The sequence below is a fragment of the Arthrobacter sp. UYCu712 genome (assembly GCF_040547005.1).
In the GTDB taxonomy this organism is placed as follows: domain Bacteria; phylum Actinomycetota; class Actinomycetes; order Actinomycetales; family Micrococcaceae; genus Arthrobacter.
In genome coordinates, this window is record NZ_JBEPOZ010000004.1 from 182450 (window position 1) to 205980 (window position 23531).

Here is a 23531-nt window from a genome sequence, read left to right on the forward strand (position 1 = left end):
GGATCAGGCCGTGAGGCTGGCGAGGGATTCTTTGGCGGCGGCGGCAACGGCTTCCGCGGTGATGCCGAATTCCTGGAACAGGCGCTTGTAGTCCGCGGAGGCGCCGTAGTGCTCTAGGGAGACGGAACGGCCGGCGTCGCCGACGAATTCCTTCCAGCCCAGGGCGAGTCCGGCTTCGACGGATACCCGTGCCTTGACGGCGGCCGGGAGGACCGCTTCGCGGTAGGCGGCGTCCTGCTTGTTGAACCACTCCACGCAGGGCATGGAGATGACGCGGGTCGGGATGCCTTCGGCCTGCAGTGCGGTCCGGGCCGCGACGGCGAGCTGGACCTCGGAGCCGGTGCCGATCAGGATGACCCGGGCGTCGGCGGTCCGGCCGTTGGCGGAGGCTTCGGCCAGGACGTAGCCGCCCTTCGCGACGCCGGCGGCGGACCCGAAGGTGTCAGCTTCGGCCTCGCCGGTGCCGCGGGCGTAGGTGGGGATGTTCTGGCGGGTCAGCACGATCCCGGCGGGGTTCTCGTGGTTCTCGAGCATCACCTTCCAGGCCGCGGCGACCTCGTTCGCATCTCCGGGGCGGACGACGTCCAGGCCCGGGATGGCGCGGAGGGAGGCGAGCTGCTCGACCGGCTGGTGCGTCGGTCCGTCCTCGCCGAGGCCGATCGAGTCGTGCGTCCAGACGTACAGCGACGGGACTCCCATGAGGGCGCCGAGCCGGATCGCGGGGCGCTGGTAGTCGCTGAAGATCAGGAACGTGCCCGAGAACGCCCGGGTGTTCCCGTGCAGGGAGATCCCGTTCACGATCGACGCGGCAGCGTGTTCGCGGATGCCGAAGTGCAGCACCCGGCCGTAGGGGTTGCCCTTCCAGGCGGCCGTGGAGCGGGAGGCCGGGATGAACGAGGGCGACCCCTCGATCGTGGTGTTGTTCGACTCGGCCAGGTCCGCGGAGCCGCCCCAGAGTTCGGGCATGACCGGGCCGATCGCGTTCAGGACCTTCCCGGAGGCGGCGCGGGTCGAGACGTCCTTGCCGGCCTCGAAGACCGGCAGGGCGGAATCGAGGTCGGCCGGGAGCTTGCGGGCCTCGACGCGCTCGAGCAGGGCAGCGGCCTCGACGTTCCCGGACTGCCAGGCCTCGAAGGCCTCCTGCCAGGTGGTGCGGGCGGCCGCGCCGCGGTCCACGGCTTCACGGGCGTGGGCCAGGACGTCCTCGTCGACCTGGAAGGAACGCTCCGGGTCGAAGCCGAGGACCTTCTTCAGCGCCGCGACTTCCTCGGAGCCCAGGGCGGAGCCGTGGATCTTGCCGGTGTTCTGCTTCTTCGGCGCCGGGTAGCCGATGATGGTCCGCAGCGACACGATGGACGGCTTGCCGGTTTCGGCCTTCGCGGCGAGCAGCGCGGCATGCAGTTCCGCCACGTCCTCCTTGTATTCCCCGGTCCGGGTCCAGTCGACGCGCTGGGTGTGCCAGCCGTAGGCCTCGTAGCGGGCCAGGACATCCTCGGTGAAGGAGATGTCGGTGTCGTCCTCGATCGAGATGTGGTTCTCGTCGTAGATCACCACGAGGTTCCCGAGTTCCTGGTGCCCGGCGAGCGAGGACGCCTCGGACGTTACGCCTTCCTGCAGGTCCCCGTCGGAGGCGATCACCCAGATGGTGTGGTCGAACGGGGAGGTCCCCGCGGCGGCGTCGGCGTCGAAGAGCCCGCGCATCCGGCGCTGGGAGTACGCGAAGCCGACCGCGGAGGCCAGGCCCTGGCCCAGCGGGCCGGTGGTGATCTCCACACCCTTGGTGTGCTTGTACTCCGGGTGCCCCGGCGTCAGCGAACCCCAGGTCCGCAGCGCCTCAAGGTCCTTCAGTTCCAGGCCGTAGCCGGAGAGGAACAGCTGGATGTACAGCGTCAGGGAGGTGTGGCCCGGGGAGAGCACGAAACGGTCCCGGCCCAGCCAGTCCGGGTTCTTCGGGTCGTGCCGCATCAGCTTCTGGAAGAGAAGGTAAGCGGCCGGCGCCAGGCTCATCGCGGTCCCCGGGTGGCCGTTACCGACCTTCTCCACGGCATCCGCAGCGAGAACACGGATGGTGTCCACCGCACGCTGATCCAAGCTGGTCCATGACAGTTCTTGCTCTTCCAAATGTGGCACGAAAACCGGGCCCCTCTCTGTGCTGACGGTGGATGGAGCGGTCAGTCCCGCCGGGCACAGTTCGGTGCCCGCTGCGGTACGTACCAGCCGTTCACCATCGAAACGTTGATCTATCACTCAGTCGCGTGTGCAAGTGCACGTGCGCAGAGGCACTGTGCAGATCCGGGGTCGGCATTTCCGGCCGCCGACCGTACGCGCTGATCTGCAGATAGCTTAGCCCTATTCCATCTGCCGGGCAGCGTATATCTCACTAATTGGACGGGATTAGCGCTTATATGAATCACCGTCCGCCGGCGCGGCGGTGAGCCGGGGTTAACATGCCGGACTTGTGGAGCCATGGGGCGGACCTCGGCGCAGGTGGGGCCACGGTATGATGGTTCGTGGCTACCAACGGGGGCGAGGACACGCCCGAGCGCTGCGCGTGGACCCCTTCGATACGCAACGCGCGTTGCGACAACCAGCCGGACTGAACAGCCAGACAGAACAGAGTGACTGCCATCGTGAGCACAACCGATACGCCGCTGAACGCCTCTTCGATCCCCGGAAAGATCGGCTTCGCCCGCAAAGCCAAGGCCTACCTGGCGCTCACGAAGCCCCGCGTCATTGAGCTTTTGCTGGTCAGCACGCTGCCGACCATGATCTACGCGGAGCGCGGGTTCCCGTCGATCGGCCTGATCCTGGCGACCCTGGTGGGCGGCGCCTTCGCCGCAGGCAGCGCCGGTGCCTTCAACTGCTACATCGACCGCGACATCGACAAGCTCATGCACCGCACGGAAAAGCGGCCGCTGGTCACGGGCGAGGTCACGCCCCGCGAGGCGCTCGTCTTCTCCTGGCTCCTGGGCGCCGCGGCAATCGCGATTCTCTGGTTCGGGGCCAACCCCCTCTCGGCCTGGCTCGGTCTGGGCGCCATCGTCTTCTACGTCGTCATCTACACGATGATTCTCAAGCGCCGCACCGCGCAGAACATTGTCTGGGGCGGGGCCGCCGGCTGCTTCCCGGTGCTGATTGCCTGGGCGGCCGTAACCAACACGGTGGAGTGGCCCGCCGTTATTCTCTTTATGGTCATCTTCCTCTGGACCCCGCCGCACTACTGGCCGCTGTCCATGCGTTACGGCGAGGACTACCGCAACGCGAACGTGCCGATGCTCGGCGCCATCGCCGGCGCCAAGGTGGTCTCGGTGCAGGTGGTCCTGTACGCGTGGGCCATGGTCGTGTGTTCGCTGCTGATGGTTCCCGCCGGCGGCGCCGGCTGGGTCTACACGGTCACCGCCGTCGTCGCGGGCGCCTGGTTCCTGTCCGAATCGCACGCGCTGTACAAGCGCGCCCAGGGCGGCGACGTGTCCGACAAGGGCGCCATGAAGGTCTTCCATGGCTCCATCAGCTACCTGACCCTGCTCTTCATCGCCCTGGCCGTGGACCCGTTCGTCGGTTCCGCCATCGTGGGCGGCTAGGACGTTCCAGGGTCCTACGGCCCGATTCATACGACGCTCCCTCACCTCATGGTGGGGGAGCGTCTGTCGTTGGGTGGAGGAGCGGCGGGGGCCCCGGGTTGAGCTAACTGCCGGCACCCGGGCGAGCCGTAGGGTCGGTGAATGAAAGCCTTGGCACAGCCCACTATCGACGCCGTCCCGTGGAATGCAGAAGCACCCCGGTCCGTTGGGACCGGAGTGCTCCTTCAGTGGCAATGCGGGCAGCTGCTCTCCTGCTTCGGACGCCTACTTGACCGGGCTGTAGCGGGCCAGGTCTGCGGCGTTGGCGGCGGCGCTCATTAGCAGGGCGGCTCCCAGCATGTGGGCTCCGACGAGCAGCGCCGGGATGCCGTTGTAGTACTGCGTGAATCCGATGACGGCCTGCAGCACGGTGACGCCCAGGAGCATCAGCACGGCGGTGCGGAACGGCCCGCTGATCCGGTCGCGGAGTACCAGGAACAGCCCGAACAGGGCACCGGCGGTCACCAGGTAGGCCGGAACGGCGTGGATGTGCGAGAACAAGTCCCAGTCCAGTCCGTTGCGCGGAGCATCGGCGTCGCCCGCGTGCGGACCCGCCCCGGTCACCACGACGCCCAGGCAGACGGCGACGCCGGAGATGAGCGCGACGGCCGTCATCACCGGGCGTGCGGCGCCCGGCAGGGCGGTCAGCTCACTCACCCGGGTGTTGCCGGTGCGGCCGTAGGCGCGGTTCACCAGAAGCGTCGCGAGGACCACCAGGGCCATGGACACGAGGAAGTGCAGGCCCACCACCCACGGGTTCAGCCGAGTCAGCACCGTGATGCCGCCGATCACGGCCTGCGCCGGGATGCTGGCGAGCAGCCCCAGGGCCAGCAGGAAGAGGTCACGGCGCTCCTTGCGGAGGTTCCACAGGTACACAAGCATCATGACGGCGACGGCGGCCAGCGCGAAGGTCAGGAGCCGGTTCCCGAACTCAATGATGCCGTGGATCCCCATTTCCGGGGTGTTCACGAGCGAGACATCCGTGCAGCGCGGCCAGGTGGGGCAGCCAAGCCCCGAGGCGGTCAGCCGGACAGCGCCGCCGGTCACCACCAGCACCGTCTGGCCGATCAGGGACAACACGGCCAGCCGCTTGACTGTCTTATCGACGGTGACGGGCAGCCGGGAGGTGATCCGGGAAGCAACCCGGGGTGGGCGTGACGCCGTACTCACAGTTTTCTCAATTCCACTTGAACCAACGGGTTGCTGCGCCGCCGGCAATTGCCGTCCAGAACAGCAGGACAAACACGGCAGGCGCGTTGACGCTGCCATGCAGGAAAGCGTCCCTCAGCGCCTGACCCAGCGCGCCGGAGGGGAGGAAATGCACCACGGCCTGCGCCAGTGCGGGGAGCCGCTCGGCCGGGATGACGATCCCGCCGAGTGCCCCGAGCAGGATCCAGAGCAGGTTGGTGATGGCCAGCGTGGCTTCCGGCCGCACCGTCCCGGCGACCAGGAGGCCCAGCGCCGTAAAGGACGCGGCGCCCAGGACGAGCAGGGCGAGGCCGGGCAGCCAGCCTGCCGGCTCGGGCTGCCAGCCCAGGGTTAGCGCCACCGCCGCTACGACGAGGACCTGCAGGAACAGCACGACCAGTACGGCCAGGACCTTGCCGGCGATCAGCCCCGTGCGGCCCAGCGGAGTGGTGGAGAGGAAGCGCAGGACGCCGTAGCGGCGGTCGAAGCCGGTGGCGATGCCCTGGCCCGTGAAGGCGGTGGACATGGCGCACAGTGCCAGGATGCCGGGGACGGCGACGTTGATCCGGCTGGAACCCAGGCCGTCCAGCAGCGGCGTGACGGTCAGCCCGACCAAGGCCAGCAATGGCAGCACAATCGCGAGGATCAGCTGTTCGCCGTTCCGGAGCATGGTGACGGTCTCGTACTTGCCCTGCAGCACGATCCGCCGCAACAGCGTGGCGGGCGCACTGCCAAGCGGCGCGCCAGCGGAAACACGGGTCATCGGATCTCCCTTCCGGAGATGTCCAGGAAGACGTCCTCGAGGCTGCGTGCTTCAAGGCTCATCGAACTCGGCATGATCCCGCGCGAGGCCCACCACGCGGTGATCGAAGCGAGGTGGGCCGGGGTCAGGGCGCCGGTGGCGGCGTAGCTGCCGGCCCGCGCCTCGGTGACGTCGACGCCGTCGGGCAGCACTCCGGTGAAATCCAGCCCGGGATCCGTCTCGAACAGGAGGGTCCGGATGTGCTGTTCGCCGGCGCCGGCCGGGAGCCGGTGCTGCAGCAGCTGCGCCACGGTGCCTTCGGCGACATTGCGCCCGGCGTCGATGATGTAAACGTAGTCGGCCAGGCGTTGGGCGTCGTCCATCAGGTGCGTGGTCAGGACAATGCCCATCCCGCGGTTGCGGAGTTCGGAGATGAGCTCGAAGACAAGCTGGCGGGATTGCGGGTCCAGGCCGGCGCTCGGCTCGTCCAGGAAGAGCACTTCCGGATTCCCGACCAGGGCGGCGGCCAGGGCGAGGCGCTGCTTCTGTCCGCCGGACAGCCGCCGCACCGACGTCCGGCTGAACGTGTCGATGCCGAGGCGTGCGATGAGTTCCTCGACCGGCCAGGGGTCCCGGTACATGCCGGCGATGTGCTTGAGCAGCGGGATGGGCCGGGCCGACGGCGGCAACCCGCCGTCCTGCAGCATCACCCCGACGCGGGCGCGCAGCCCGGCGCCGGCGGTAGCCGGATCCTGGCCGAGCAGGCTGATGCTTCCCGCGGTGCGCTTCTGCAGGCCCTGGGCGCATTCGATGGTGGTGGTCTTGCCGGCCCCGTTGGCCCCCAGCAGGGCCGTGACCTGTCCCCGTTCGGCGACGAGGGAAAGCCCGCTGACCACCCTCAGCATCTTGCCGTCTAAGGTGGGCAGTGGACCAACATCCTTGACTAGCCCGCTGATTGACAGGACGGGGGATTCGGGAGATCGCACCAGAGCATTCTACGCGATGTAGTACGGCACGGCAGGGCGTGGATGCCGCACTGCGACGTGGCCGGGCGGGGCCCGGAGGGAAGCCATGCCTTACTGGAACCGGGGACTAAATTACGACATGATTGTGTTGTGTATTCTATGAGCCACTCCTCTTCTGCTGCCCTTGCCGGGCACGGCGCTAAACACGCGCCGCAGGCGTCCCACGGGCCCGCCGCAGGGCTGCAGGCTGCCGACGCGGATGAGCGCACCCGGGACCGCGTGCTCAACGCGGTGCTGGAGCATGGGCCGATCAGTGCCGCCGAACTCGGCGAGCTGCTCGGATTCACCCCGGCCGCGGTCCGCCGCCACCTGGACCACCTTGCGCGCAGCGGCGTGATCGAGGTCAAGCGTGTTGCCCGCGCCGGCGCCGGAGCGGGACGCCCCGCGCGCCGCTACGTGCTCAGCTCGCAGGGCCAGTCCACCCTCGGCGACGACTACCTCGACATCGCCTCTCTGGCGCTGCAGCGGCTCGGCGAGACGGCCGGCCCCGACGCGGTGCGCCAGTTCGCCGTCGAGCGCTTCGGCGAGATGGAACGCCGGTACGCCCCGGAAATAGATGCGGCCGGACCAGACATCACGGCCCGCGCGCAGGCGCTCTCCGCGGCGCTCAGCCGCGACGGATTCGTGGCCTCCACGGCGTCCATTGAAGCCAGGGCACCCCTGCCGGCGGCGCTCTCCAGCGTCCAGCTGTGCCAGGGACACTGCCCCATCCAGCAGCTGGCCGCGCAGTTCCCCGTGTTCTGCGATGTGGAGACCGAACTGTTCGCCCGCCTGGTGGGCGTCGACGTCCGCCGGCTCTCCACGCTGGCACGCGGCGGCCACGTCTGCACCACCCATATACCTACAGGCCGTCCGGCGGCCACGGGGCATCACCGCCCTGCAACCACCCCGGGCAACCTGGACGAAGTATCCAACCATCTGCAAGAAAGGCCGTGATGACGGACCAACTATCAGAGAAGAAGGTTGCTGAATCTACTGTGATTTCGGAGATTCTGGAAAAGAATCCCGAGCTCCACGGAATCGGCACCTATGAGTACGGCTGGTCCGACAAGAACGACGTCGGGGCCAACGCCCGCCGCGGTATCAATGAGGACGTCGTCCGCGACATTTCGGCTAAAAAGAACGAGCCGGAGTGGATGCTGGACCTTCGACTCAAGGGCCTGAAGTACTTCGACCGCAAGCCCATGCCCACCTGGGGTGCAGACCTCTCCGGCATCGACTTCGACAACATCAAATACTTCGTGCGGTCCACCGAGAAGCAGGCCGCAACCTGGGAAGACCTCCCCGAGGACATCCGGAACACCTACGAGAAGCTGGGCATCCCGGAAGCCGAGCGCAGCCGCCTCGTCTCCGGCGTCGCAGCCCAGTACGAGTCCGAGGTCGTCTACCACCAGATCCGCGAGGACCTGGAACAGCAGGGCGTCATCTTCCTGGACACCGACACCGCGCTGCGCGAACACCCGGAGATCTTCCAGGAGTACTTCGGCACCATCATCCCGGTGGGCGACAACAAGTTCGCGTCGCTGAACACGGCCGTCTGGTCCGGCGGATCCTTCGTGTACGTCCCCAAGGGCGTCCACGTGGACATCCCGCTGCAGGCTTACTTCCGCATCAACACGGAAAACATGGGCCAGTTCGAGCGCACGCTGATCATCGCCGACGAGGACTCCTACGTCCACTACATCGAAGGCTGCACCGCGCCGATCTACACCTCGGACTCGCTGCACTCCGCCGTCGTCGAGATCGTCGTGAAGAAGGGCGCCCGCGTCCGCTACACGACCATCCAGAACTGGTCCACCAACGTGTACAACCTGGTCACCAAGCGCGCCATCTGCGAAGAGAACGCCACCATGGAGTGGATCGATGGCAACATCGGCTCCAAGGTCACCATGAAGTACCCGGCCGTCTACCTTGTGGGCGAGGGCGCCAAGGGCGAGACCCTGTCCATCGCGTTCGCCGGTGAAGGCCAACACCAGGACACCGGCTCCAAGATGGTCCACATTGCGCCCAACACCAAGAGCTCGATCATCTCCAAGTCCGTGGCTCGTGGCGGCGGCCGTGCTGCCTACCGCGGCCTGGTCCAGGTCCGCGAAGGTGCCAAGCACTCGGCCAACACGGTCCGCTGCGACGCCCTCCTGGTGGACACCATCAGCCGGTCGGACACGTACCCGTACATTGACATCCGCGAGGACGACGTCACGATGGGCCACGAGGCCACGGTCTCGCGGGTCAGCGAAGAGCAGCTGTTCTACCTGATGTCCCGCGGCATGCGCGAAGACGAGGCCATGGCGATGATCGTCCGCGGCTTCATCGAGCCGATCGCCCGCGAACTGCCGATGGAATACGCCCTTGAGCTGAACCGCCTGATTGAACTGCAGATGGAAGGATCGGTCGGTTAATGACTGACATCACTACTGAAAAGGCCCGCATCGGCGCGCCCTCAGCCAAGCCGTTCATCAACGGTTTTACCGAGGAAGGCGAAAGCCTTTCACCGCTGAACGCCGCGGAGTCCAAGTCGCCGCTCGCCGGCGAAGCCGTCAAGCGCCACTCGCACGGCGGCGGCGTCGGCGTTCCGGACAGCTCACGCGCCGGACGCCTGACCTCCTACAAGCTGGCGGACTTCAAGCCGCTGACCGGCATGGAGGAGGACTGGCGGTTCACCCCGCTCAAGCGCCTCCGTGGCCTGCACACCGAGGTCCTCAACGGTGCCGCGCCGTCCGTGAGCGTGACCGCCCCGGACAGTGTCACGGTCGAGACCGTTGGGCGTGACGACCGCCGGATAGGCTCCGCCGCCATCCCCGAGGACCGCGTCTCCGCGAACGCCTGGGAGAACTTCTCCGAGGCCACCGTCATCACGGTGCCGACCGGAGTCCAGGTCGACGGCGAGGTCAGCGTCCTGCTGACCGGCCAGGGCACCGGGGCTTCCGCGCAGCACGTTGTGATCGTTGCCGAAAAGTTCTCCAAGTCCGTTGTGGTCCTGGACCACCAGGGCACCGCCGTCGTTGCGGAAAACGTCGAGATCCTCGTCGAGGACGGCGCGCAGCTGACCGTCATCTCGCTCCAGGAATGGAAAGACGACGCCGTGCACGCCTCCTCCCAGCAGGCGAAGCTCGGCCGCGACGCCAAACTCAAGCACATCGTCGTCAGCCTCGGCGGCGACCTCGTGCGCGTCACGCCCTCGGCACGCTTCACCGCCCCGGGCGCCGAAGTGGAACTGTTCGGCCTGTACTTCGCCGACGCCGGCCAGCACCTCGAGCAGCGCCTGTTCGTGGACCACGCCGTCGCCAACTGCAAGTCCAACGTCCTGTACAAGGGCGCCCTGCAGGGCCGCAACGCGCACACCGTGTGGGTGGGTGACGTTCTGATCCGCAAGGAAGCAGAAGGCACCGACACCTACGAGGCCAACCGCAACCTGGTCCTGACCGACGGTGCCCGCGCGGATTCCGTGCCGAACCTTGAGATCGAGACCGGTTTGATCGCCGGTGCCGGGCACGCCAGCGCCACCGGACGTTTCGACGACCAGCACCTGTTCTACCTGATGGCCCGTGGCATCCCGGAAGAGGTGGCCCGCCGTCTGGTGGTCCGCGGCTTCCTGAACGAGATCATCCAGCAGATCAAGGTTCCGGCCATCGAAGAGCGCCTCACGGCCGCTGTCGAGCGCGAACTCGCGGCAACGAATCATTAGCCAGCACAGAAGCACAGGAATACATCAATGACTGAACAGCCAAAGGGCGAGCTAGTCTGCAACGCCAGCGAGATCCAACTCAAGCAGGCGCTGCGGATCCTGATCGATGACTACCCCGTAGCGATCGTGAAGGACTCGATGGGGGAGATCCACGCCATCGGCGACACCTGCTCGCACGCGGACATTTCCCTCTCCGAAGGAGAGGTTGAAGGCTGCAAGATCGAATGCTGGGGCCACGGTTCCCAGTTCGACCTCCGCAGCGGCGAGCCGCTCCAGCTGCCGGCCTATGATCCCGTTCCTGTGTTCGCCGTGACCGTCCTGGATGACGAGGTCTATGTGGACTTCACCAACGTCCTGAACGGCGCCGAGGCACCAAACTTCAGCTAGCTGCCCGCAGCCGGCTACCCGCACAAAAGAACTTATCGCCAAGAAACCGCACACTGCCAGAGGGCACGGTGCAGAGGAGAACAAGACATATGTCGACTCTTGAGATCAAGGACCTGCACGTCAGCATTGACACCGAGCAGGGCACCAAGGAAATCCTGAAGGGCGTCAGCCTGATTATCCGGACCGGCGAAACGCACGCCATCATGGGCCCGAACGGCTCCGGCAAGTCCACCCTGGCGTCCACGATCGCCGGGCACCCGCGCTACAACGTCACCTCCGGCACCATCACGCTGGACGGCGAGAACGTCCTCGCGATGAGCGTGGACCAGCGCGCACGCGCCGGTGTGTTTTTGGCCATGCAGTACCCGGTCGAGGTCCCCGGCGTCAGCATGACGAACTTCCTGCGCACCGCCAAGACGGCCATCGACGGCGAAGCACCCAAACTGCGCACCTGGACCAAGGACGTCAAGGCTGCCATGGCGCAGCTGCGCATCGACGCCGACTTCACCCAGCGCAACGTCAACGAAGGCTTCTCCGGCGGCGAAAAGAAGCGCGTGGAGATCCTCCAGCTGGAACTCTTCAAGCCGAAGTTCGCCATCCTCGACGAGACCGACTCCGGCCTCGACGTCGACGCGCTCAAGGTTGTCTCCGAGGGCGTCAACCGCGCCCACGGCGAAGGCAACATGGGCACCCTGCTCATCACGCACTACACCCGGATCCTGCGCTACATCAAGCCGGACTTCGTGCACGTGTTCGTTGACGGCCAGGTTGTGGAAGAGGGCGGCCCGGAGCTCGCCGACCGCCTCGAAGACGAAGGCTACGACCGCTACGCCACCGGCGCAGGTGCGGCCACCATCGCTGCTGCTGACGCTGCAGCCCAGGCGTAGTTAGGACTCCCCGATGACCGAACTCAATGTGGCCCGCACGGGCCTCGATGATGTCGAAGAAGCGCTCAAGGATGTGATCGACCCGGAACTCGGTGTCAACATCGTTGATCTGGGCCTGCTGTACGGTCTGAAGTACTCCGACGACGACGGCGCGCTGCTGATCGACATGACGTTGACCACGGCCGCCTGCCCGCTCACCGACGTGATCGAGGAGCAGGTCGGCAAGGCCCTTGACGGGGTCGTCGACGAATGGCGCCTCAACTGGGTCTGGATGCCGCCGTGGGGTCCGGAACGGATCACCGAAGACGGCCGCGACCAGATGCGGGCCCTCGGCTTCAACATCTAAATCCCTGGCGCCTTCCCGCGCCAAACGAACGGCGGGCCCACCTCCCAGAGGCGGGCCCGCCGTCGTCGTTTCATCGATTGCCCCGCAAGGGCCCTTCCGGGGCGTCAAAACGGCTGTTACGGAGCAGCCGATGGGCTGTCAGGGGCTGGCTACGCCGAAGGTGTCGCACTGGTTGATGTCGCCGGTGCTGTAGCCCTGGTAGAACCACTTCTGCCGCTGCGCGCTGGACCCGTGGGTCCACGCCTCCGGGGATACCCGGCCGGTGGCTGCCTTCTGGATCCGGTCATCGCCGACGGCCGAGGCCGCGGAGAGGGCATCCTGCAGGTCCTTTTCCGTCAGGGGATCCAGGTACGGTTGCCCGGTGGCGGGGTCTTTCGTGGTGGTGGCGTACTTCGCCCAGAGCCCGGCGTAGCAGTCGGCCTGCAGTTCCACCCGGACACCGCCGGACTCGGGTCCCTGCGGATCCTGCTGGGCGCGGTCAAGGTTGCCCAGCAGGTTCTGGACGTGGTGGCCGAACTCGTGGGCCACCACATACTCCTGCGCAAGCGGTCCGCCGGAAGACCCGAAGCGGTCCACAAGTTCCTGGAAGAAGCCGGGGTCGAAATAGGCCGTCGTGTCGGCGGGGCAGTAGAACGGGCCGACGTCCGACGTCGCGGCGCCGCAGCCGGTATTGGTCGCCTGCTCGAAAATCACCGTCGTGGGCTGCGGATATTCCCTCTTGTACTCGGCCAGGTAGGCCGGCCAGAAGGCATTGAGACTGTTCACTGTGCCGGTGATCCGGCAATCGAGACGGGCGTCGGCGTCGGCGCCGGTCTTGCAGGCAGGGGCAGTGCCCTGGCTCTGCGCCCCGGGGTCCTGGGCTGTGCCGGCCAGTTCCTCCAGCATGCTCGGATTGATGCCGAGCAGAACGGCGATGAGCAGGACGATGCCGCCGCCGATCCCGCCCCCGACTTTGACGCCGCGGCCCATGCCGCGCCGGTCCTGCACCTGTGAAGGGTCCAGCTGGACGTTGTCATTGAAACTCATGCTGTCACAATATCCTCCGCAGGCTTCGGCGGAGCCACCCGCCGGTAAAGTTGGGGTGATGCCATTTCTCGACAGACTCCAGCGCTGGGCCGACGAGCGCCCCGACAGTACCGCCGTCGTCGTTGCCGGCCAGGGACTCAGCTGGGAGCAGTTGCGTGATGCTGCCGCTATGCAGGTGCCCGCGGCGCCCGCCGTCACTCTGCTCTCCGAAGCGAACTCGGTGCAATTCGCCGTGTCCCTCGCCGCGTCGGTCGCGGGGGCGCGGCAGTGCGCCGTGCTGGACCCGACGTGGCCCCGGCCGCTGCAGGAGGCGATTGCCGGGCGCATCACCGAATCTGTCCGGCCCGGCCCGCTCAAGCCGGAGCCCGGCGACGGCCTGTCCGACGGGCTCTTTGACGGACGTCCGGATTCTCCCTTCCTGATCGGGCTGACGTCGGGCACAACGTCCGTGCCGAAAGCCTTCACCCGCACCCGGCGGTCCTGGCAGCAGTCCTTCGACGCCTCGATCGAGTTCTTCGGCCTCACGGCGGACGACAAAACGCTGGCGCCCGGGCCGCTGGCCGCCAGCCTGAACCTCTACGCCCTGGCCGAATGCCTCTACGCGGGGTCGGAATTCCACACCCTGGAGGATTTCGACGTCGGCGACGCGCACGCCGCCGTGGTGCACGACGGGATCAGCCGACTGGTCCTCGTCCCCACCATGCTCCGGCTGCTCAGCGAGCGGGGCCTGGCCGGCGGCGTCGACGCCGCCGGGATCCGCAGCATCGTCTGCGCCGGGTCCAAACTGGATGCCCGGACACTGGAAGCGGCACGCCGCTGGGCACCCAACGCCACCATTTTTGAGTACTACGGCGCCTCGGAACTGAGTTTCGTTGCCGGTGCCGGCTTGCTGCCCGGGGAGCAGCCCCGGCTCGGCGGCACGGGGATCGGCAAGCCGTTCCCCGGCGTCGAGATCCGGATCCTCGACGGCGCCGGTGCCCAGGTTCCGGAAGGAAGCGACGGCAACGTCTGCGTCCGCAGCGGCATGGTCAGCGACGGATACCTCTGGGGCGACGACGGCGAGGCGCTGCAGTGCTTCGACGGCTGGTACACCGTGGGGGACCAGGGCTACCTGGCGGACGGGACCCTGCACCTTCTGGGCCGCCGCTCGGACATGATCATTACAGCGGGTACCAACGTGTACCCGCACGAAGTTGAACTCGCCCTCGCGTCCGTTCCCGGCGTCGCCTCAGCGGTGGCCGCCGGGCTGGCCGATGACCTCCGCGGACAGCGTGTGGTGGCCGCCGTCCTGCCGTCCCACGGCGGAATCACCGCAACCCTGCTGAAGGCGGGTGTGGAGGACGTGCTCGCCCGCAGCAAACGGCCGCTGGAGTACTTCGCCGTGACTGAGCTTCCGCTGACGGACCGCGGCAAACTCAGCCGGCAGCTTCTGCTCGACTGGATCGCCGGCAGTGATCCGAGAATCCGCCGTCTTGGCTGAGCAGCAGCCTGCCCCGCGCGCTCCGCTTCCGGAGGACCGGCAGCCCGTCATCATCGCCGCCCGCCGGACGCCGATCTGCCGCGCGAACGGGGTCCTGAAGCCGCTCCGCGCGCACGAACTGCTGGCCCCGGTGCTGCGCAGCCTGCTCGCGGGCGCCGGAGTGGCGCCGGAGTCGGTGGCCGATGTGGTGATCGGCAACGCCGTGGGCGGCGGCGGGAACGTGGCCAGGCTCGCGGCGCTCGAAGCAGGCCTGCCGGTCAGCGTTCCCGGCCTCACCGTGGACCGGCAGTGCGGCTCCGGGCTCGACGCGATCGCCCTCGCCTCCCGCCTCGTGGCGGCCGGCGGCGACGGCGTGTACCTGGCCGGCGGTGTGGAAAGCATCAGCACGGCACCGCTGCGCGCCCACCGCAATTGCGACGGTGAGCCCGAATTCTTCGCGCGGGCACAGTTCGCACCGGTTAGCCACGGCGACCCGGACATGGGGGTGGCCGCCGAAAACGTGGCTGCCCGGTTCGGGATCAGCCGCGCCCGGCAGGACGCCGTGGCGTTGCGCAGCCACCAGCGCGCGCTGGCATCCGCCGCTGCCGGAGCATTCGACGCCGAAATTGTCCCGGTTGCCGTTTCGTCCGGGCCGGCGGGTGCCGTTCCGGCCGTTGGTGCCGGCACGGTCCGTGCCGACGACGGGCCCCGCCGCGGGCTGACCGCGGCGGTGCTGGCCCGGTTCCCGCCCGCATTCGTGGCCGGCGGCAGCGTCACGGCCGGGAACTCCTGCTTCGACGCGGACGGCGCGGCCGCCGTCGTAATCACGTCGCTCCGGCGCGCCCGCGAACTCGGAGCCAGCGACGGCTTGCTGCTTCTGGGCACGGACACCGCCGGGGTGGACCCGCAGCTGCTGGGGATTGGCGCGGGCGCCGCGGGCGAACGGCTGCTCGCGGCCCACGGCCTGACGGCGGCGGACCTTGGCCTGGTCGAATTCAACGAGGCGTTCGCGTCGCAGACTATTGCCTGCCTCGAGCAGCTCGGCATCGACCCGGAACGCGCCAACCTCGACGGCGGCGCCCTGGCCTTGGGCCATGCCTACGGTGCGTCCGGTGCGGTGCTCGTGACCCGGCTGCTGGCCCAGGCCCGCCGCACTTCGACGCCCGGGCAGCTGGCGCTGGCACTGATCAGCAGCGCCGGAGGCATGGGCACGGCCGCGCTGCTGGAATACCGCAGCTTGTCCTGACTCCCGGGGGGACATGTCCAGTCCTGGGCTTGAGGAATGGGCATCGTGGGCATATGTCCTGTGGCTGCGGGCGGGGGAGGGCATGTCCCGTGGTTACGGCTGCGGGGAGGCGTTCCGGGTGTGTCAGCCGGGGGGACATGTCCAGTCCTGGGCTTGAGGAATGGGCATGGTGGGCATATGTCCTGTGGCTGCGGGCGGGGGAGGGCATGTCCCGTGGTTACAGCTGCGGGGAGGGCTGTCAGCCGTCCCTGTCCTCGGCTTCGCCCAGCCCGCGGGCCGCCAGGGCCTCACCGGTCTGCCGTGCGAAGGCCACGGTGGTGATGAAAACCGGGAGCACGAGGGCCCTGGGGTTGTGCTCCAGCCCGCGGGCCCGGGCGGAATCCCTGACATCGGAGTACGCGCCGGCGATGAACGGGATGCTGCGCAACATGATGGCAATCGTCAGGGCGAACCGTTCGGGATCCGCCCCGAAGCGCCGGAACGGCCTCGCCAGGGACGCCACCCCGTCGAGCAGCGCCTGGACCGGCGTCGTCGCCGTGAGGATCGACGCCGCCACGACGCAGACCAGCACGTTCAGCACGATCCGCGCCGCCGTGGGCCCGCCCAGCTGCCACCACTGGAAGAGCCCGATCGCCGCCAGGACCGGCAGCACGGGCCGGACCGCGCGCCACAGGCGTGCCGCCCCCGCCGCGCTGAGCAGGAACACCCCGCACATCAGCACCAGCACTCCGGCCGCAACCGCCCAGTCCAGAATCAGGAAGGAGGCCATGCCGCAGCCAAGGACCAGCAGGAATTTCAGCCACAACGGCGCGCGGTGGACCACGGAACTGCCGGGCGCGTAGTTGGCCAGCAGGAAGCCGTGCCCGCTCACGGCTGCTCCACAGCCGGCGACTCCAGAGGCGCCTCCTGCGGCGACTCCGGGGACGCCGCGCTCAGCGCCCGGTAATGGTCGACGGCGGCCGCCGGCCCGCCGTCGAACACAACCCGGCCGGCATGCACCACGAGCACCCGGTCCATGTCGAGGGCGAGGTCCAAGTCGTGGGTGGACAGGATGACCTGCTGGCCGAGCCCGGCGAGGGTCCGGCGGAGCAGTTCCCGGTTGCGCAGGTCCAGCAGCGTGGAAGGCTCGTCCAGGACGAGCACTTCCGGGCACACGGCGAGGACTGCGGCGAGGGCCAGCAGCTGGCGTTCCCCGCCGGAGAGTTCGTAGATGCTCTGGTCCGCCAGCGGCAGCAGCCCGAAGCGGTCCAGGGTCGCCTCGGCCTGCCTGCGCCGCTCCGCAGAATTCCGGACCGAGCGCCGGAGCGACAGTTCGACGTCCTCGCGCCCGGTCGGCATCACCAGTTGGGACAGCGGGTCCGTGAAGACAAATCCCACGCGGCGGCGGACTTCCCGGACCGCGCGGACGGTCTCCGCGCCGCCCACCAGCACGGAGCCGCTGCTCGGTGCCACGAGTCCGTTCAGGAGCCGCAGCAGGGTGGACTTGCCGGAGCCGTTGGCGCCGATGACGCCGATCCGCTGCTCCGCGAGGTCCAGCGACACATCTTCGAGCAGGGTCTTGGGTCCGGCGCGGCCGTCAACCTGGACCCGCACCGCCACCCGGTCCAGGACGATGCTCACGGGCGGACTTCCGCTTTCACCGGGTCGGCGGCCCGGGCGCGGCGGATGAGCAGGTCCGGGAAAGCCTTGTGCAGGGACAGCGCAATGGTTACGGCCAGTGCGTTCTTGATCACATCTCCGGGGTAAAAGACAAGGTCGGCCAGGAACGCCTTGGAGAAGTCAAGCTTCGCGTTGACCATCATGCCAAGGATGCCCAGGCCGTGGACAAAGATGATGCTGCTCACCATCGCGGCCGCGAAAAGCAACGCCGCGCGGAGCTTGCCGGGACGCCCCGCAGTGCGGCGCAGTACGACGACGGCCAGCCAGCCCACCGCCGTGGCCGCAAACACGAAACCGACGATGTAGCCCGCCGAGGGGCCGGCCAGGATGCCGAGTCCGCTGCGCCCGCCGCTGAAGATCGGCAGCCCCGCGAGGCCCAGAAGAACGTACAGTCCGACGGCGGCGAAGGCCCGCCCGGGGCCCAGGGCCAGCCCTGTCAGCATGACGGCGAGGGTCTGCAGCGTGATGGGGACGCCGAGTCCGCCCACGGGAATGGCGGCGATCAGTGCCGATGCGGCCACGAGGGCGGCGAACACGGCGATCAGGCCGAGGTCGGTGGCATTCCAGCGGTGGCGTCGCACGGGCCTCGGGGTGGTGGCGGTGGCGGTGCGGGGTGTCTCGGTCATCGGATTTCCTGTCGCATCATATGGAGAGCAGTTCTTACTTCCGACATTACGACGGCGGCGCGGTCACTATTTTGTAGGTGCTCCACTAACCGGCGGCCCGGATGCTGGAGAGCGCCGCCAAAGACCGCCGACGGCCGGAATCCCGGGCCCCTTGTCATCCGCCGGATGCGGGGCCGGTAGACTTGGAGAGGCCGTTCTCTCGGCCACACTGCCCCGGCCCCTTCCAGGCACCACCTGTTGTGCCGCGGCGTTCCCTGTTGTGAAAGGCTTTAGCTGCATTGATTACCGTCCAGGATCTCGAATTGCGCGCCGGCGCCCGCCTCCTCATGGACCAGGTGAGCTTCCGGATCGACAAGGGAGACAAGATCGGCCTCGTCGGCCGTAACGGTGCAGGCAAGACCACACTGACCCGGGTGCTCGCGGGCGAAGGCCTGCCCGCCGGCGGCAAGGTTACCCGCAGCGGCGAGATCGGCTACCTGCCGCAGGATCCCCGGACCCCGGACATGGAACAGCTGGCCCGCGACCGCATCCTCTCCGCCCGCGGCCTGGACATCGCCGTCAACAAGCTCAAGCAGACCCATGAGGACATGGCCAGCGAGGACGCCGAGGTCCAGCGCAAAGCGATGAACCGCTACGACCGGCTGGAATCCGAGTTCCTGGCCGCCGGCGGATACGCGGCCGAGGCCGAGGCCGCCGCGATCTGCTCCAACCTTGCGCTCCCGGACCGGCTGCTGAACCAGCCGCTCAAGACCCTGTCCGGCGGCCAGCGCCGTCGTGTGGAACTCGCCCGGATCCTTTACTCGGACGCCGAAACGATGCTCCTCGATGAGCCCACCAACCACCTCGACGCGGACTCCATCACCTGGCTGCGCGAATTCCTGAAGAACCACCAGGGCGGCCTGATCGTGATCAGCCACGACACCGAGCTGCTCGAAGCCACCGTCAACAAAGTGTTCCTGCTGGATCCCAACCGCGCCAAGGTCGACTTCTACAACATGAACTGGAAGCGCTACCTCCAGCAGCGCGAAACGGACGAGCGCGCCCGCAAGCGTGAGCGCGCCAACGCGGAGAAGAAGGCCCAGGTCCTCATCGACCAGGCCAACAAAATGCGCGCCAAGGCCACCAAGGCCGTCGCAGCGCAGAACATGGCCAAGCGTGCCGAACGTCTGCTCGGGGGCCTCGAAGCCGTCCGCGCGACCGACCGCGTGGCTGCCCTGCGCTTCCCGGATCCGTCACCCTGCGGCAAGACCCCGCTCACCGCGGACGGCCTCAGCAAGTCCTACGGCTCCCTGGAGATCTTCACCGACGTGGACCTGGCCATCGACCGCGGCTCCAAGGTGGTCATCCTGGGCCTCAACGGCGCCGGCAAGACCACCCTCCTGCGGATGCTCGCCGGCGTCGACAAGCCGGACACCGGCGAGGTCGTGGCGGGCCACGGCCTGAAGGTGGGCTACTACGCCCAGGAGCACGAGACGCTCGACGTCGACCGCACCGTCCTGCAGAACATGCGCTCCTCCGCCCCGGACATGAACGACGCGGAAGTCCGCAACATCCTGGGCTCGTTCCTGTTCTCCGGAGACGACGTCGACAAGCCTGCCGGTGTGCTCTCCGGCGGCGAGAAGACCCGGCTGGCCCTGGCCACGATCGTGGCCTCGAGCGCCAACGTGCTGCTCCTTGACGAGCCCACCAACAACCTCGACCCGGCCAGCCGCGCCGAAATTCTCGGGGCCCTGAGCAACTACACCGGCGCCGTCGTCCTCGTGAGCCACGATGAAGGTGCCGTCGAAGCGCTGAATCCCGAGCGTGTCGTGCTGCTGCCCGACGGCATCGAGGACCACTGGAACGAAGACTACCTGGACCTCATCACCCTCGCGTAGCCCCACCCGGCACGGGCCTTAACGGACGTCCATCTCTTCGGCGCCGGTGATCCTGCGGAGCTCCTCGTAGCTGATCGAGAACATCGAGTTATGGTCGCCCGCGCCCGCCCACAGCACGGGGTGGGCGGCCAGTGAGACGTCCAGCAACGTCCTGATCCGTTCCGGGTGGCCCAGCGGGGCCACTCCGCCCACTTCCTGGCCGGTGTGCTCCAGCACGAAGTCGGGACTGGCGCGGCGGATTTTTCCCGCGCCGAGTTGCGCTGCGACCTTGCGGACGTCCACCTTCGCGGCGCCGCTGGCCAGGATCAGCAGGGGAGCGCCCCCGAGGTCGAACACCAGGCTGTTGGTGATCGCGGCGACGTCGCAGCCCAGGGCGGCCGCCGCAGCGGCTGCGGTGGGGACTGTCAACTCGAAAACCGTCACAGTGTCCTCGGCGCCCGCGACTGTCAGCGCATGTTTGAGATGTGCCACTGGTTCCGCATACATGCAGAGGTCCCCTTAGTAGCCCTGGGCGTCCAGGATGGCGTCTTCTTCTTCCTCGGCGGTCGCGTTCCTGCGCTTCCGGGGCGCAGGACGACGCCGGGCCACCGGCCCGCTCGAGTGCATGAACCCGCCGCCTGTTTCTGTGTCCTGGGCTTCCGCGTCCTCGGCGTCGATGGCCGCGTTGCGGGCCTGCTGCCGGGCCGCATAGCCGAAGCCGATGAACATCAGGACACCGAAGGCAAACCACTGCAGCGAGTAAGACAGGTGCGTGCCCTCCGCGGTCGAGGGCATGGGGAAAGCGATGGGCATGTCCGCAACCGGCGGGGTTTCCGACGCCAACTGTCCATAGGCGCCCGTGAGCAGCGGGTAACCCAGTTGCGTGGAGTAGGCGACCAGGTCGATGGATGCGAGCTGCCCGTCCGGGGCGCCGCGCTGCAGTTCGGGCTCGGCGTGCTTGAGCCGGGCGACCACTGTCACATTGCCCGCCGGCGGCGCGGGAACCGAATCCGGCCGGCCGGGACTGTTGTTGCCGATCGGCAGCCAGCCGCGGTCGATCACCACTGTCTCGCCGGTCTCCAGCCTGAAGGGGACCACCACTTCGTAGCCGGGCTGGCCGTTGAGCGGGCGGTTGCGGACGACGCGCTGGCCGCCGACGTCGTAGGTGCCCTTCAGTTCCACCTGGGTCCACTCGCGGTCCGCGTCCAGGCTGCTGAACTGGTCCTTGACGTCGGCAAACGGGACAGGCGTGGCGGAGTAGTTGGAGGTGACGCGGTTGATTTCGGCCAGCGTTTCGGCGCGGCGGTCCATCTGCCAGCGGCCGAGGAAGACGCAGGCGGTCGCGAAGATGGCAGCCAGCAGGAGGTAGCCCAGCCACTTGCTGGAGAAGAGGAAGCGGTACATTCAGCCGACCCCGCCGGCCGGGACCAAGGCCACGGTTTCTTTCCACAGGCCACGGGTCTGGAGGTAGTCCTCCAGCCAGGGCCGGTGCTCGGAACAGGCAAGCCAGATCTTCCGCCGTTCGGGCGTGTGGATCTTCGGGTTGTTCCAGAGCAACTGCCACTCGGCTCCGGCGCGGCAGGCCTTACGCGAGCACACCGCCTCGGCGGGGCCCGGCGTCGGATTCCCGTTGCCGGCAAGGTCAAACAGGTTCATGAAGCAGCCCGCCCGGTGTCGCCTTCATCGTCAGCAATTCCATCCTCTTCTTCGATCAGTTCGCCCTGCAACAGAGTCGTGGAAGCATCGTCGTCCGCGTCGGCCGGTGGCCCTGCGGGTGCCCCGGGCGCGTCCAGTTCGGCCATCGGGGCGTAATCCAGCAATGAGTCACTGTGGATCTCCGCCTTGTCGCTGCCGTTCGCGATGACCACGGCAATCCAGGGCAGGAATACGGCGCCGATGATGGGAATGACCTTGAACCAGCCGTCCACCACAAAAATCAGGATCAGGCACACCATGCGGATGCCCATGGCCACGGCGTACTTGATCATCCGCTGGCGCATCTCTTCCGAGTGCGCCGTCGCGGCGTCAGTGATGCTGTGGACCTCGCTGTCAGCGGAAAGCGCATCCCGGTCCCCGGGCATCGCTTCACCGTGTCGGTTTTTGTGTGTCAAGGCTGTCAGATCACGCTCCCAAGGCTTACTTCAATTCTCGCACCATCGGGAGAGCCGCCCAAACGCGGGCCGCCCGGGCGCTAAGATCGGAGGCAGGAAAATCCAGCCCCCAGCGCGGCGCCGTCTGCCGCAGAATCCGGAGCACCACTATGTCTGAAGCAGCAACCACCGGACGCAGCGTCCTGATTACCGGCGGAAACCGCGGGATCGGCCTCGCTATCGCTGAATCCTTCCTCGCCAACGGCGACAAAGTGGCGGTCACGTACCGCAGCGAGTCGACGCTGCCGGCCGGGATCCTCGGTGTCAAGGCCGACGTCACCGACGAAGCCTCCGTGGACGCTGCCTTCGCCGAAGTTGAGGCCGCGCACGGGCCCGTCGAGGTGCTCGTGGCCAATGCCGGCATCACGAAGGACACGCTGCTGATGCGCATGAGCGAGGACGACTTCACTTCCGTCATCGACACCAACCTGACCGGCGCTTTCCGTGTCATCAAGCGGGCCTCAAAGGGCATGATCCGGGCGCGCAAGGGCCGCGTGGTCCTCATCTCCTCCGTCTCCGGCCTTTACGGCGCCCCGGGCCAGATCAACTACTCCGCGTCCAAAGCGGGCCTCGTGGGCATCGCCCGTTCGCTGACCCGTGAACTCGGCGGCCGCGGCATCACCGCCAACGTCGTCGCGCCCGGCTTCATCAACACCGACATGACGGCGGAACTGCCCGAGGCCACCCAGAAGGACTACCTCTCCAAGGTTCCCGCAGGCCGTTTCGCCGAGGCGCGCGAGGTCGCCGACGTCGTCCGCTGGATCGCCAGCGAAGAGGCGGCCTACATCTCCGGCGCGGTCATTCCGGTCGACGGCGGCCTCGGCATGGGCCACTAAGGCAGCCGCGACAACGGGGACGACGGCCGTCCGGCGCCCCCGCGGAGCAGCCACGATAGGACTTTTTGCCCTTACCAGCGCCCCGCAAGGGGTGTGTAATGGGGCTACAGCCCCTGACTACGCATGGGCAGGGGCATGGAACCAGGAGGAACATCATGGCTGAACTCAGCAAATGGGCGCCCTCGGACATGCTGGAGCCGATCAAGCGGTTCCTCGACGGCGAGCTGGCGATGACGTCGTCCATGAAGATCGAGCAGTTCCAGGACGGCGACACGCTCGTGGTCCGGGCGGAGGTGCCCGGGATCGATCCCGACCAGGACGTCGACGTCTCCGTCAGCGAAGGCATGCTCCACATCAAGGCGGAGCGCGTGGAGAGGTCCGAACACAAGAGCAAAATGGGGTACCGCTCGGAGTTCCGCTACGGCTCTTCCCAGCGCAGCATCGCCCTGCCCCGCGGCGCGAAGGAAGAAGACATCACAGCCACCTACAAGGATGGCGTCCTGGAAGTCCGCGCCCCGGCGACCGCGACACCGCCGGAGTCGACCGCGAAGAAGATCAGGATCGAACACAGCTGAGAGGACCGGCACCAGGACCGACGGTGTCAGGTGCCGCCCGGGCCGGCAGGTCCTCGACGGCGTGGAAAACTTCCAGGCCCGGCGGCGAGCCGCTGAACATTTCCTCGGGCGTCGATTCCCCGCTCACGCCCCCGCACCCCGCGCCCCGGGCGGCGCCGAAACTAGCCTGGTGGCGCTTCTTTGTGGATCCTGGACAACGGAAATGCCCCCCGACGCTG

24 protein-coding genes are annotated in these 23531 nt (G+C 67.7%); 12 read left to right on the top strand and 12 right to left on the bottom strand.

Annotated elements, in window-relative coordinates; all coding sequences use genetic code 11:
- Positions 1–3: 3 nt before the first annotated feature.
- On the bottom strand, positions 4–2121 hold the full coding sequence (tkt, locus tag ABIB51_RS06145) for a transketolase (RefSeq protein WP_354186695.1): 2118 nt from the start codon (positions 2119–2121) through the stop codon (positions 4–6).
- Between the two features lie 497 nt (positions 2122–2618).
- Here tkt and ABIB51_RS06150 point away from each other — a divergent pair, with 497 nt between their 5' ends.
- Positions 2619–3581, top strand: coding sequence for a heme o synthase (locus ABIB51_RS06150; RefSeq protein ID WP_354186490.1), 963 nt, complete (start codon positions 2619–2621; stop codon positions 3579–3581).
- Positions 3582–3845: 264 nt separating this feature from the next.
- Here the strand turns inward: ABIB51_RS06150 and ABIB51_RS06155 are convergent, their stop codons facing one another.
- The 3 genes from ABIB51_RS06155 to ABIB51_RS06165 are packed head-to-tail and all read right to left on the bottom strand — an operon-like array spanning position 3846 to position 6536.
- Positions 3846–4790 (bottom strand): COX15/CtaA family protein, encoded by a 945-nt coding sequence (locus ABIB51_RS06155; protein WP_354186492.1) that lies wholly within the window; start codon positions 4788–4790, stop codon positions 3846–3848.
- A gap of 7 nt (positions 4791–4797) precedes the next feature.
- Positions 4798–5571, bottom strand: coding sequence for an ABC transporter permease (locus ABIB51_RS06160; RefSeq protein WP_354186494.1), 774 nt, complete (start codon positions 5569–5571; stop codon positions 4798–4800).
- Complete coding sequence (locus ABIB51_RS06165; RefSeq protein ID WP_354186496.1) at positions 5568–6536, bottom strand: ABC transporter ATP-binding protein; 969 nt, start codon at positions 6534–6536, stop codon at positions 5568–5570. Before ABIB51_RS06165 ends, ABIB51_RS06160 begins: the two co-directional genes overlap by 4 nt.
- A gap of 129 nt (positions 6537–6665) precedes the next feature.
- On the opposite strand from ABIB51_RS06165, the gene ABIB51_RS06170 reads away from it, so the two are divergent.
- From ABIB51_RS06170 to ABIB51_RS06195, 6 genes are all read left to right on the top strand, one after another.
- On the top strand, positions 6666–7511 hold the full coding sequence (locus tag ABIB51_RS06170) for a helix-turn-helix transcriptional regulator (protein ID WP_354186498.1): 846 nt from the start codon (positions 6666–6668) through the stop codon (positions 7509–7511).
- Entirely contained in the window at positions 7511–8974 is a 1464-nt protein-coding gene (gene sufB, locus ABIB51_RS06175; RefSeq protein WP_354186500.1) for a Fe-S cluster assembly protein SufB, read from the top strand. Before ABIB51_RS06170 ends, sufB begins: the two co-directional genes overlap by 1 nt.
- On the top strand, positions 8974–10260 hold the full coding sequence (gene sufD, locus ABIB51_RS06180; protein ID WP_354186501.1) for a Fe-S cluster assembly protein SufD: 1287 nt from the start codon (positions 8974–8976) through the stop codon (positions 10258–10260). Before sufB ends, sufD begins: the two co-directional genes overlap by 1 nt.
- 27 nt (positions 10261–10287) lie before the next feature.
- The gene (locus ABIB51_RS06185; protein WP_223917407.1) at positions 10288–10647 is read left to right on the top strand and encodes a non-heme iron oxygenase ferredoxin subunit; all 360 of its coding nucleotides are present in this window, start codon (positions 10288–10290) and stop codon (positions 10645–10647) included.
- Positions 10648–10736: 89 nt separating this feature from the next.
- On the top strand, positions 10737–11534 hold the full coding sequence (sufC, locus tag ABIB51_RS06190) for a Fe-S cluster assembly ATPase SufC (RefSeq protein ID WP_354186502.1): 798 nt from the start codon (positions 10737–10739) through the stop codon (positions 11532–11534).
- A gap of 13 nt (positions 11535–11547) precedes the next feature.
- Positions 11548–11880, top strand: coding sequence for a metal-sulfur cluster assembly factor (locus ABIB51_RS06195; protein WP_354186504.1), 333 nt, complete (start codon positions 11548–11550; stop codon positions 11878–11880).
- A gap of 138 nt (positions 11881–12018) precedes the next feature.
- Here ABIB51_RS06195 and ypfJ read toward each other — a convergent pair whose 3' ends face one another.
- Positions 12019–12906: a KPN_02809 family neutral zinc metallopeptidase gene (gene ypfJ / locus ABIB51_RS06200; protein ID WP_354186506.1), complete on the bottom strand. Its 888-nt coding sequence runs from the start codon at positions 12904–12906 to the stop codon at positions 12019–12021.
- A 58-nt stretch (positions 12907–12964) separates the two neighbouring features.
- On the opposite strand from ypfJ, the gene ABIB51_RS06205 reads away from it, so the two are divergent.
- On the top strand, positions 12965–14386 hold the full coding sequence (locus tag ABIB51_RS06205) for a class I adenylate-forming enzyme family protein (protein ID WP_354186508.1): 1422 nt from the start codon (positions 12965–12967) through the stop codon (positions 14384–14386).
- Complete coding sequence (locus tag ABIB51_RS06210) at positions 14379–15611, top strand: thiolase family protein (protein WP_354186510.1); 1233 nt, start codon at positions 14379–14381, stop codon at positions 15609–15611. Before ABIB51_RS06205 ends, ABIB51_RS06210 begins: the two co-directional genes overlap by 8 nt.
- A gap of 238 nt (positions 15612–15849) precedes the next feature.
- Here the strand turns inward: ABIB51_RS06210 and ABIB51_RS06215 are convergent, their stop codons facing one another.
- Genes ABIB51_RS06215 through ABIB51_RS06225 form a run of 3 tightly spaced genes read right to left on the bottom strand, consistent with a single transcriptional unit; the run spans position 15850 to position 17896 of the window.
- A complete protein-coding gene (locus tag ABIB51_RS06215) occupies positions 15850–16482 on the bottom strand; it encodes an energy-coupling factor transporter transmembrane component T family protein (protein WP_354186512.1) in 633 nt (210 codons plus the stop codon).
- Positions 16479–17231 carry an energy-coupling factor ABC transporter ATP-binding protein gene (locus ABIB51_RS06220; protein WP_354186514.1) on the bottom strand — a complete coding sequence of 251 codons (753 nt, stop codon included), beginning with the start codon at positions 17229–17231 and terminating at the stop codon, positions 16479–16481. The genes ABIB51_RS06215 and ABIB51_RS06220 overlap by 4 nt, the downstream gene beginning before the upstream one ends.
- Positions 17228–17896 (bottom strand): biotin transporter BioY, encoded by a 669-nt coding sequence (locus tag ABIB51_RS06225; protein WP_354186516.1) that lies wholly within the window; start codon positions 17894–17896, stop codon positions 17228–17230. The genes ABIB51_RS06220 and ABIB51_RS06225 overlap by 4 nt, the downstream gene beginning before the upstream one ends.
- 278 nt (positions 17897–18174) lie before the next feature.
- Here ABIB51_RS06225 and ABIB51_RS06230 point away from each other — a divergent pair, with 278 nt between their 5' ends.
- The gene (locus ABIB51_RS06230) at positions 18175–19773 is read left to right on the top strand and encodes an ABC-F family ATP-binding cassette domain-containing protein (protein WP_354186518.1); all 1599 of its coding nucleotides are present in this window, start codon (positions 18175–18177) and stop codon (positions 19771–19773) included.
- 18 nt (positions 19774–19791) lie between these two features.
- Here ABIB51_RS06230 and ABIB51_RS06235 read toward each other — a convergent pair whose 3' ends face one another.
- From ABIB51_RS06235 to ABIB51_RS06250, 4 genes are read right to left on the bottom strand one after another with little or no spacing between them, the layout of a single operon-like run.
- Entirely contained in the window at positions 19792–20259 is a 468-nt protein-coding gene (locus ABIB51_RS06235; protein WP_354186520.1) for a YbaK/EbsC family protein, read from the bottom strand.
- Positions 20260–20271: 12 nt separating this feature from the next.
- On the bottom strand, positions 20272–21156 hold the full coding sequence (locus tag ABIB51_RS06240; protein WP_354186522.1) for an SURF1 family cytochrome oxidase biogenesis protein: 885 nt from the start codon (positions 21154–21156) through the stop codon (positions 20272–20274).
- Positions 21157–21408: a hypothetical protein gene (locus tag ABIB51_RS06245; RefSeq protein ID WP_354186524.1), complete on the bottom strand. Its 252-nt coding sequence runs from the start codon at positions 21406–21408 to the stop codon at positions 21157–21159.
- Entirely contained in the window at positions 21405–21833 is a 429-nt protein-coding gene (locus ABIB51_RS06250) for a DUF3099 domain-containing protein (RefSeq protein ID WP_354186526.1), read from the bottom strand. Before ABIB51_RS06250 ends, ABIB51_RS06245 begins: the two co-directional genes overlap by 4 nt.
- Positions 21834–22012: 179 nt before the next feature.
- On the opposite strand from ABIB51_RS06250, the gene fabG reads away from it, so the two are divergent.
- Both fabG and ABIB51_RS06260 read left to right on the top strand, forming a co-directional pair.
- Positions 22013–22738, top strand: coding sequence for a 3-oxoacyl-ACP reductase FabG (gene fabG, locus ABIB51_RS06255; RefSeq protein ID WP_354186527.1), 726 nt, complete (start codon positions 22013–22015; stop codon positions 22736–22738).
- Between the two features lie 155 nt (positions 22739–22893).
- On the top strand, positions 22894–23313 hold the full coding sequence (locus tag ABIB51_RS06260) for an Hsp20/alpha crystallin family protein (protein ID WP_354186529.1): 420 nt from the start codon (positions 22894–22896) through the stop codon (positions 23311–23313).
- Positions 23314–23531 lie beyond the last annotated feature (218 nt).

Coding starts and splice junctions, on each gene's coding strand:
- ABIB51_RS06160 (WP_354186494.1), bottom strand. CDS start 5,571: ATGACCCGTGTTTCCGCTGGCGCGCCGCTTGGCAGTGCGCCCGCCACG.
- sufB (WP_354186500.1), top strand. CDS start 7,511: ATGACGGACCAACTATCAGAGAAGAAGGTTGCTGAATCTACTGTGATT.
- sufD (WP_354186501.1), top strand. CDS start 8,974: ATGACTGACATCACTACTGAAAAGGCCCGCATCGGCGCGCCCTCAGCC.
- ABIB51_RS06185 (WP_223917407.1), top strand. CDS start 10,288: ATGACTGAACAGCCAAAGGGCGAGCTAGTCTGCAACGCCAGCGAGATC.
- sufC (WP_354186502.1), top strand. CDS start 10,737: ATGTCGACTCTTGAGATCAAGGACCTGCACGTCAGCATTGACACCGAG.
- ABIB51_RS06195 (WP_354186504.1), top strand. CDS start 11,548: ATGACCGAACTCAATGTGGCCCGCACGGGCCTCGATGATGTCGAAGAA.
- ypfJ (WP_354186506.1), bottom strand. CDS start 12,906: ATGAGTTTCAATGACAACGTCCAGCTGGACCCTTCACAGGTGCAGGAC.
- ABIB51_RS06205 (WP_354186508.1), top strand. CDS start 12,965: ATGCCATTTCTCGACAGACTCCAGCGCTGGGCCGACGAGCGCCCCGAC.
- ABIB51_RS06225 (WP_354186516.1), bottom strand. CDS start 17,896: ATGACCGAGACACCCCGCACCGCCACCGCCACCACCCCGAGGCCCGTG.
- ABIB51_RS06235 (WP_354186520.1), bottom strand. CDS start 20,259: ATGTATGCGGAACCAGTGGCACATCTCAAACATGCGCTGACAGTCGCG.
- ABIB51_RS06240 (WP_354186522.1), bottom strand. CDS start 21,156: ATGTACCGCTTCCTCTTCTCCAGCAAGTGGCTGGGCTACCTCCTGCTG.
- ABIB51_RS06245 (WP_354186524.1), bottom strand. CDS start 21,408: ATGAACCTGTTTGACCTTGCCGGCAACGGGAATCCGACGCCGGGCCCC.
- ABIB51_RS06250 (WP_354186526.1), bottom strand. CDS start 21,833: ATGCCCGGGGACCGGGATGCGCTTTCCGCTGACAGCGAGGTCCACAGC.
- fabG (WP_354186527.1), top strand. CDS start 22,013: ATGTCTGAAGCAGCAACCACCGGACGCAGCGTCCTGATTACCGGCGGA.
- ABIB51_RS06260 (WP_354186529.1), top strand. CDS start 22,894: ATGGCTGAACTCAGCAAATGGGCGCCCTCGGACATGCTGGAGCCGATC.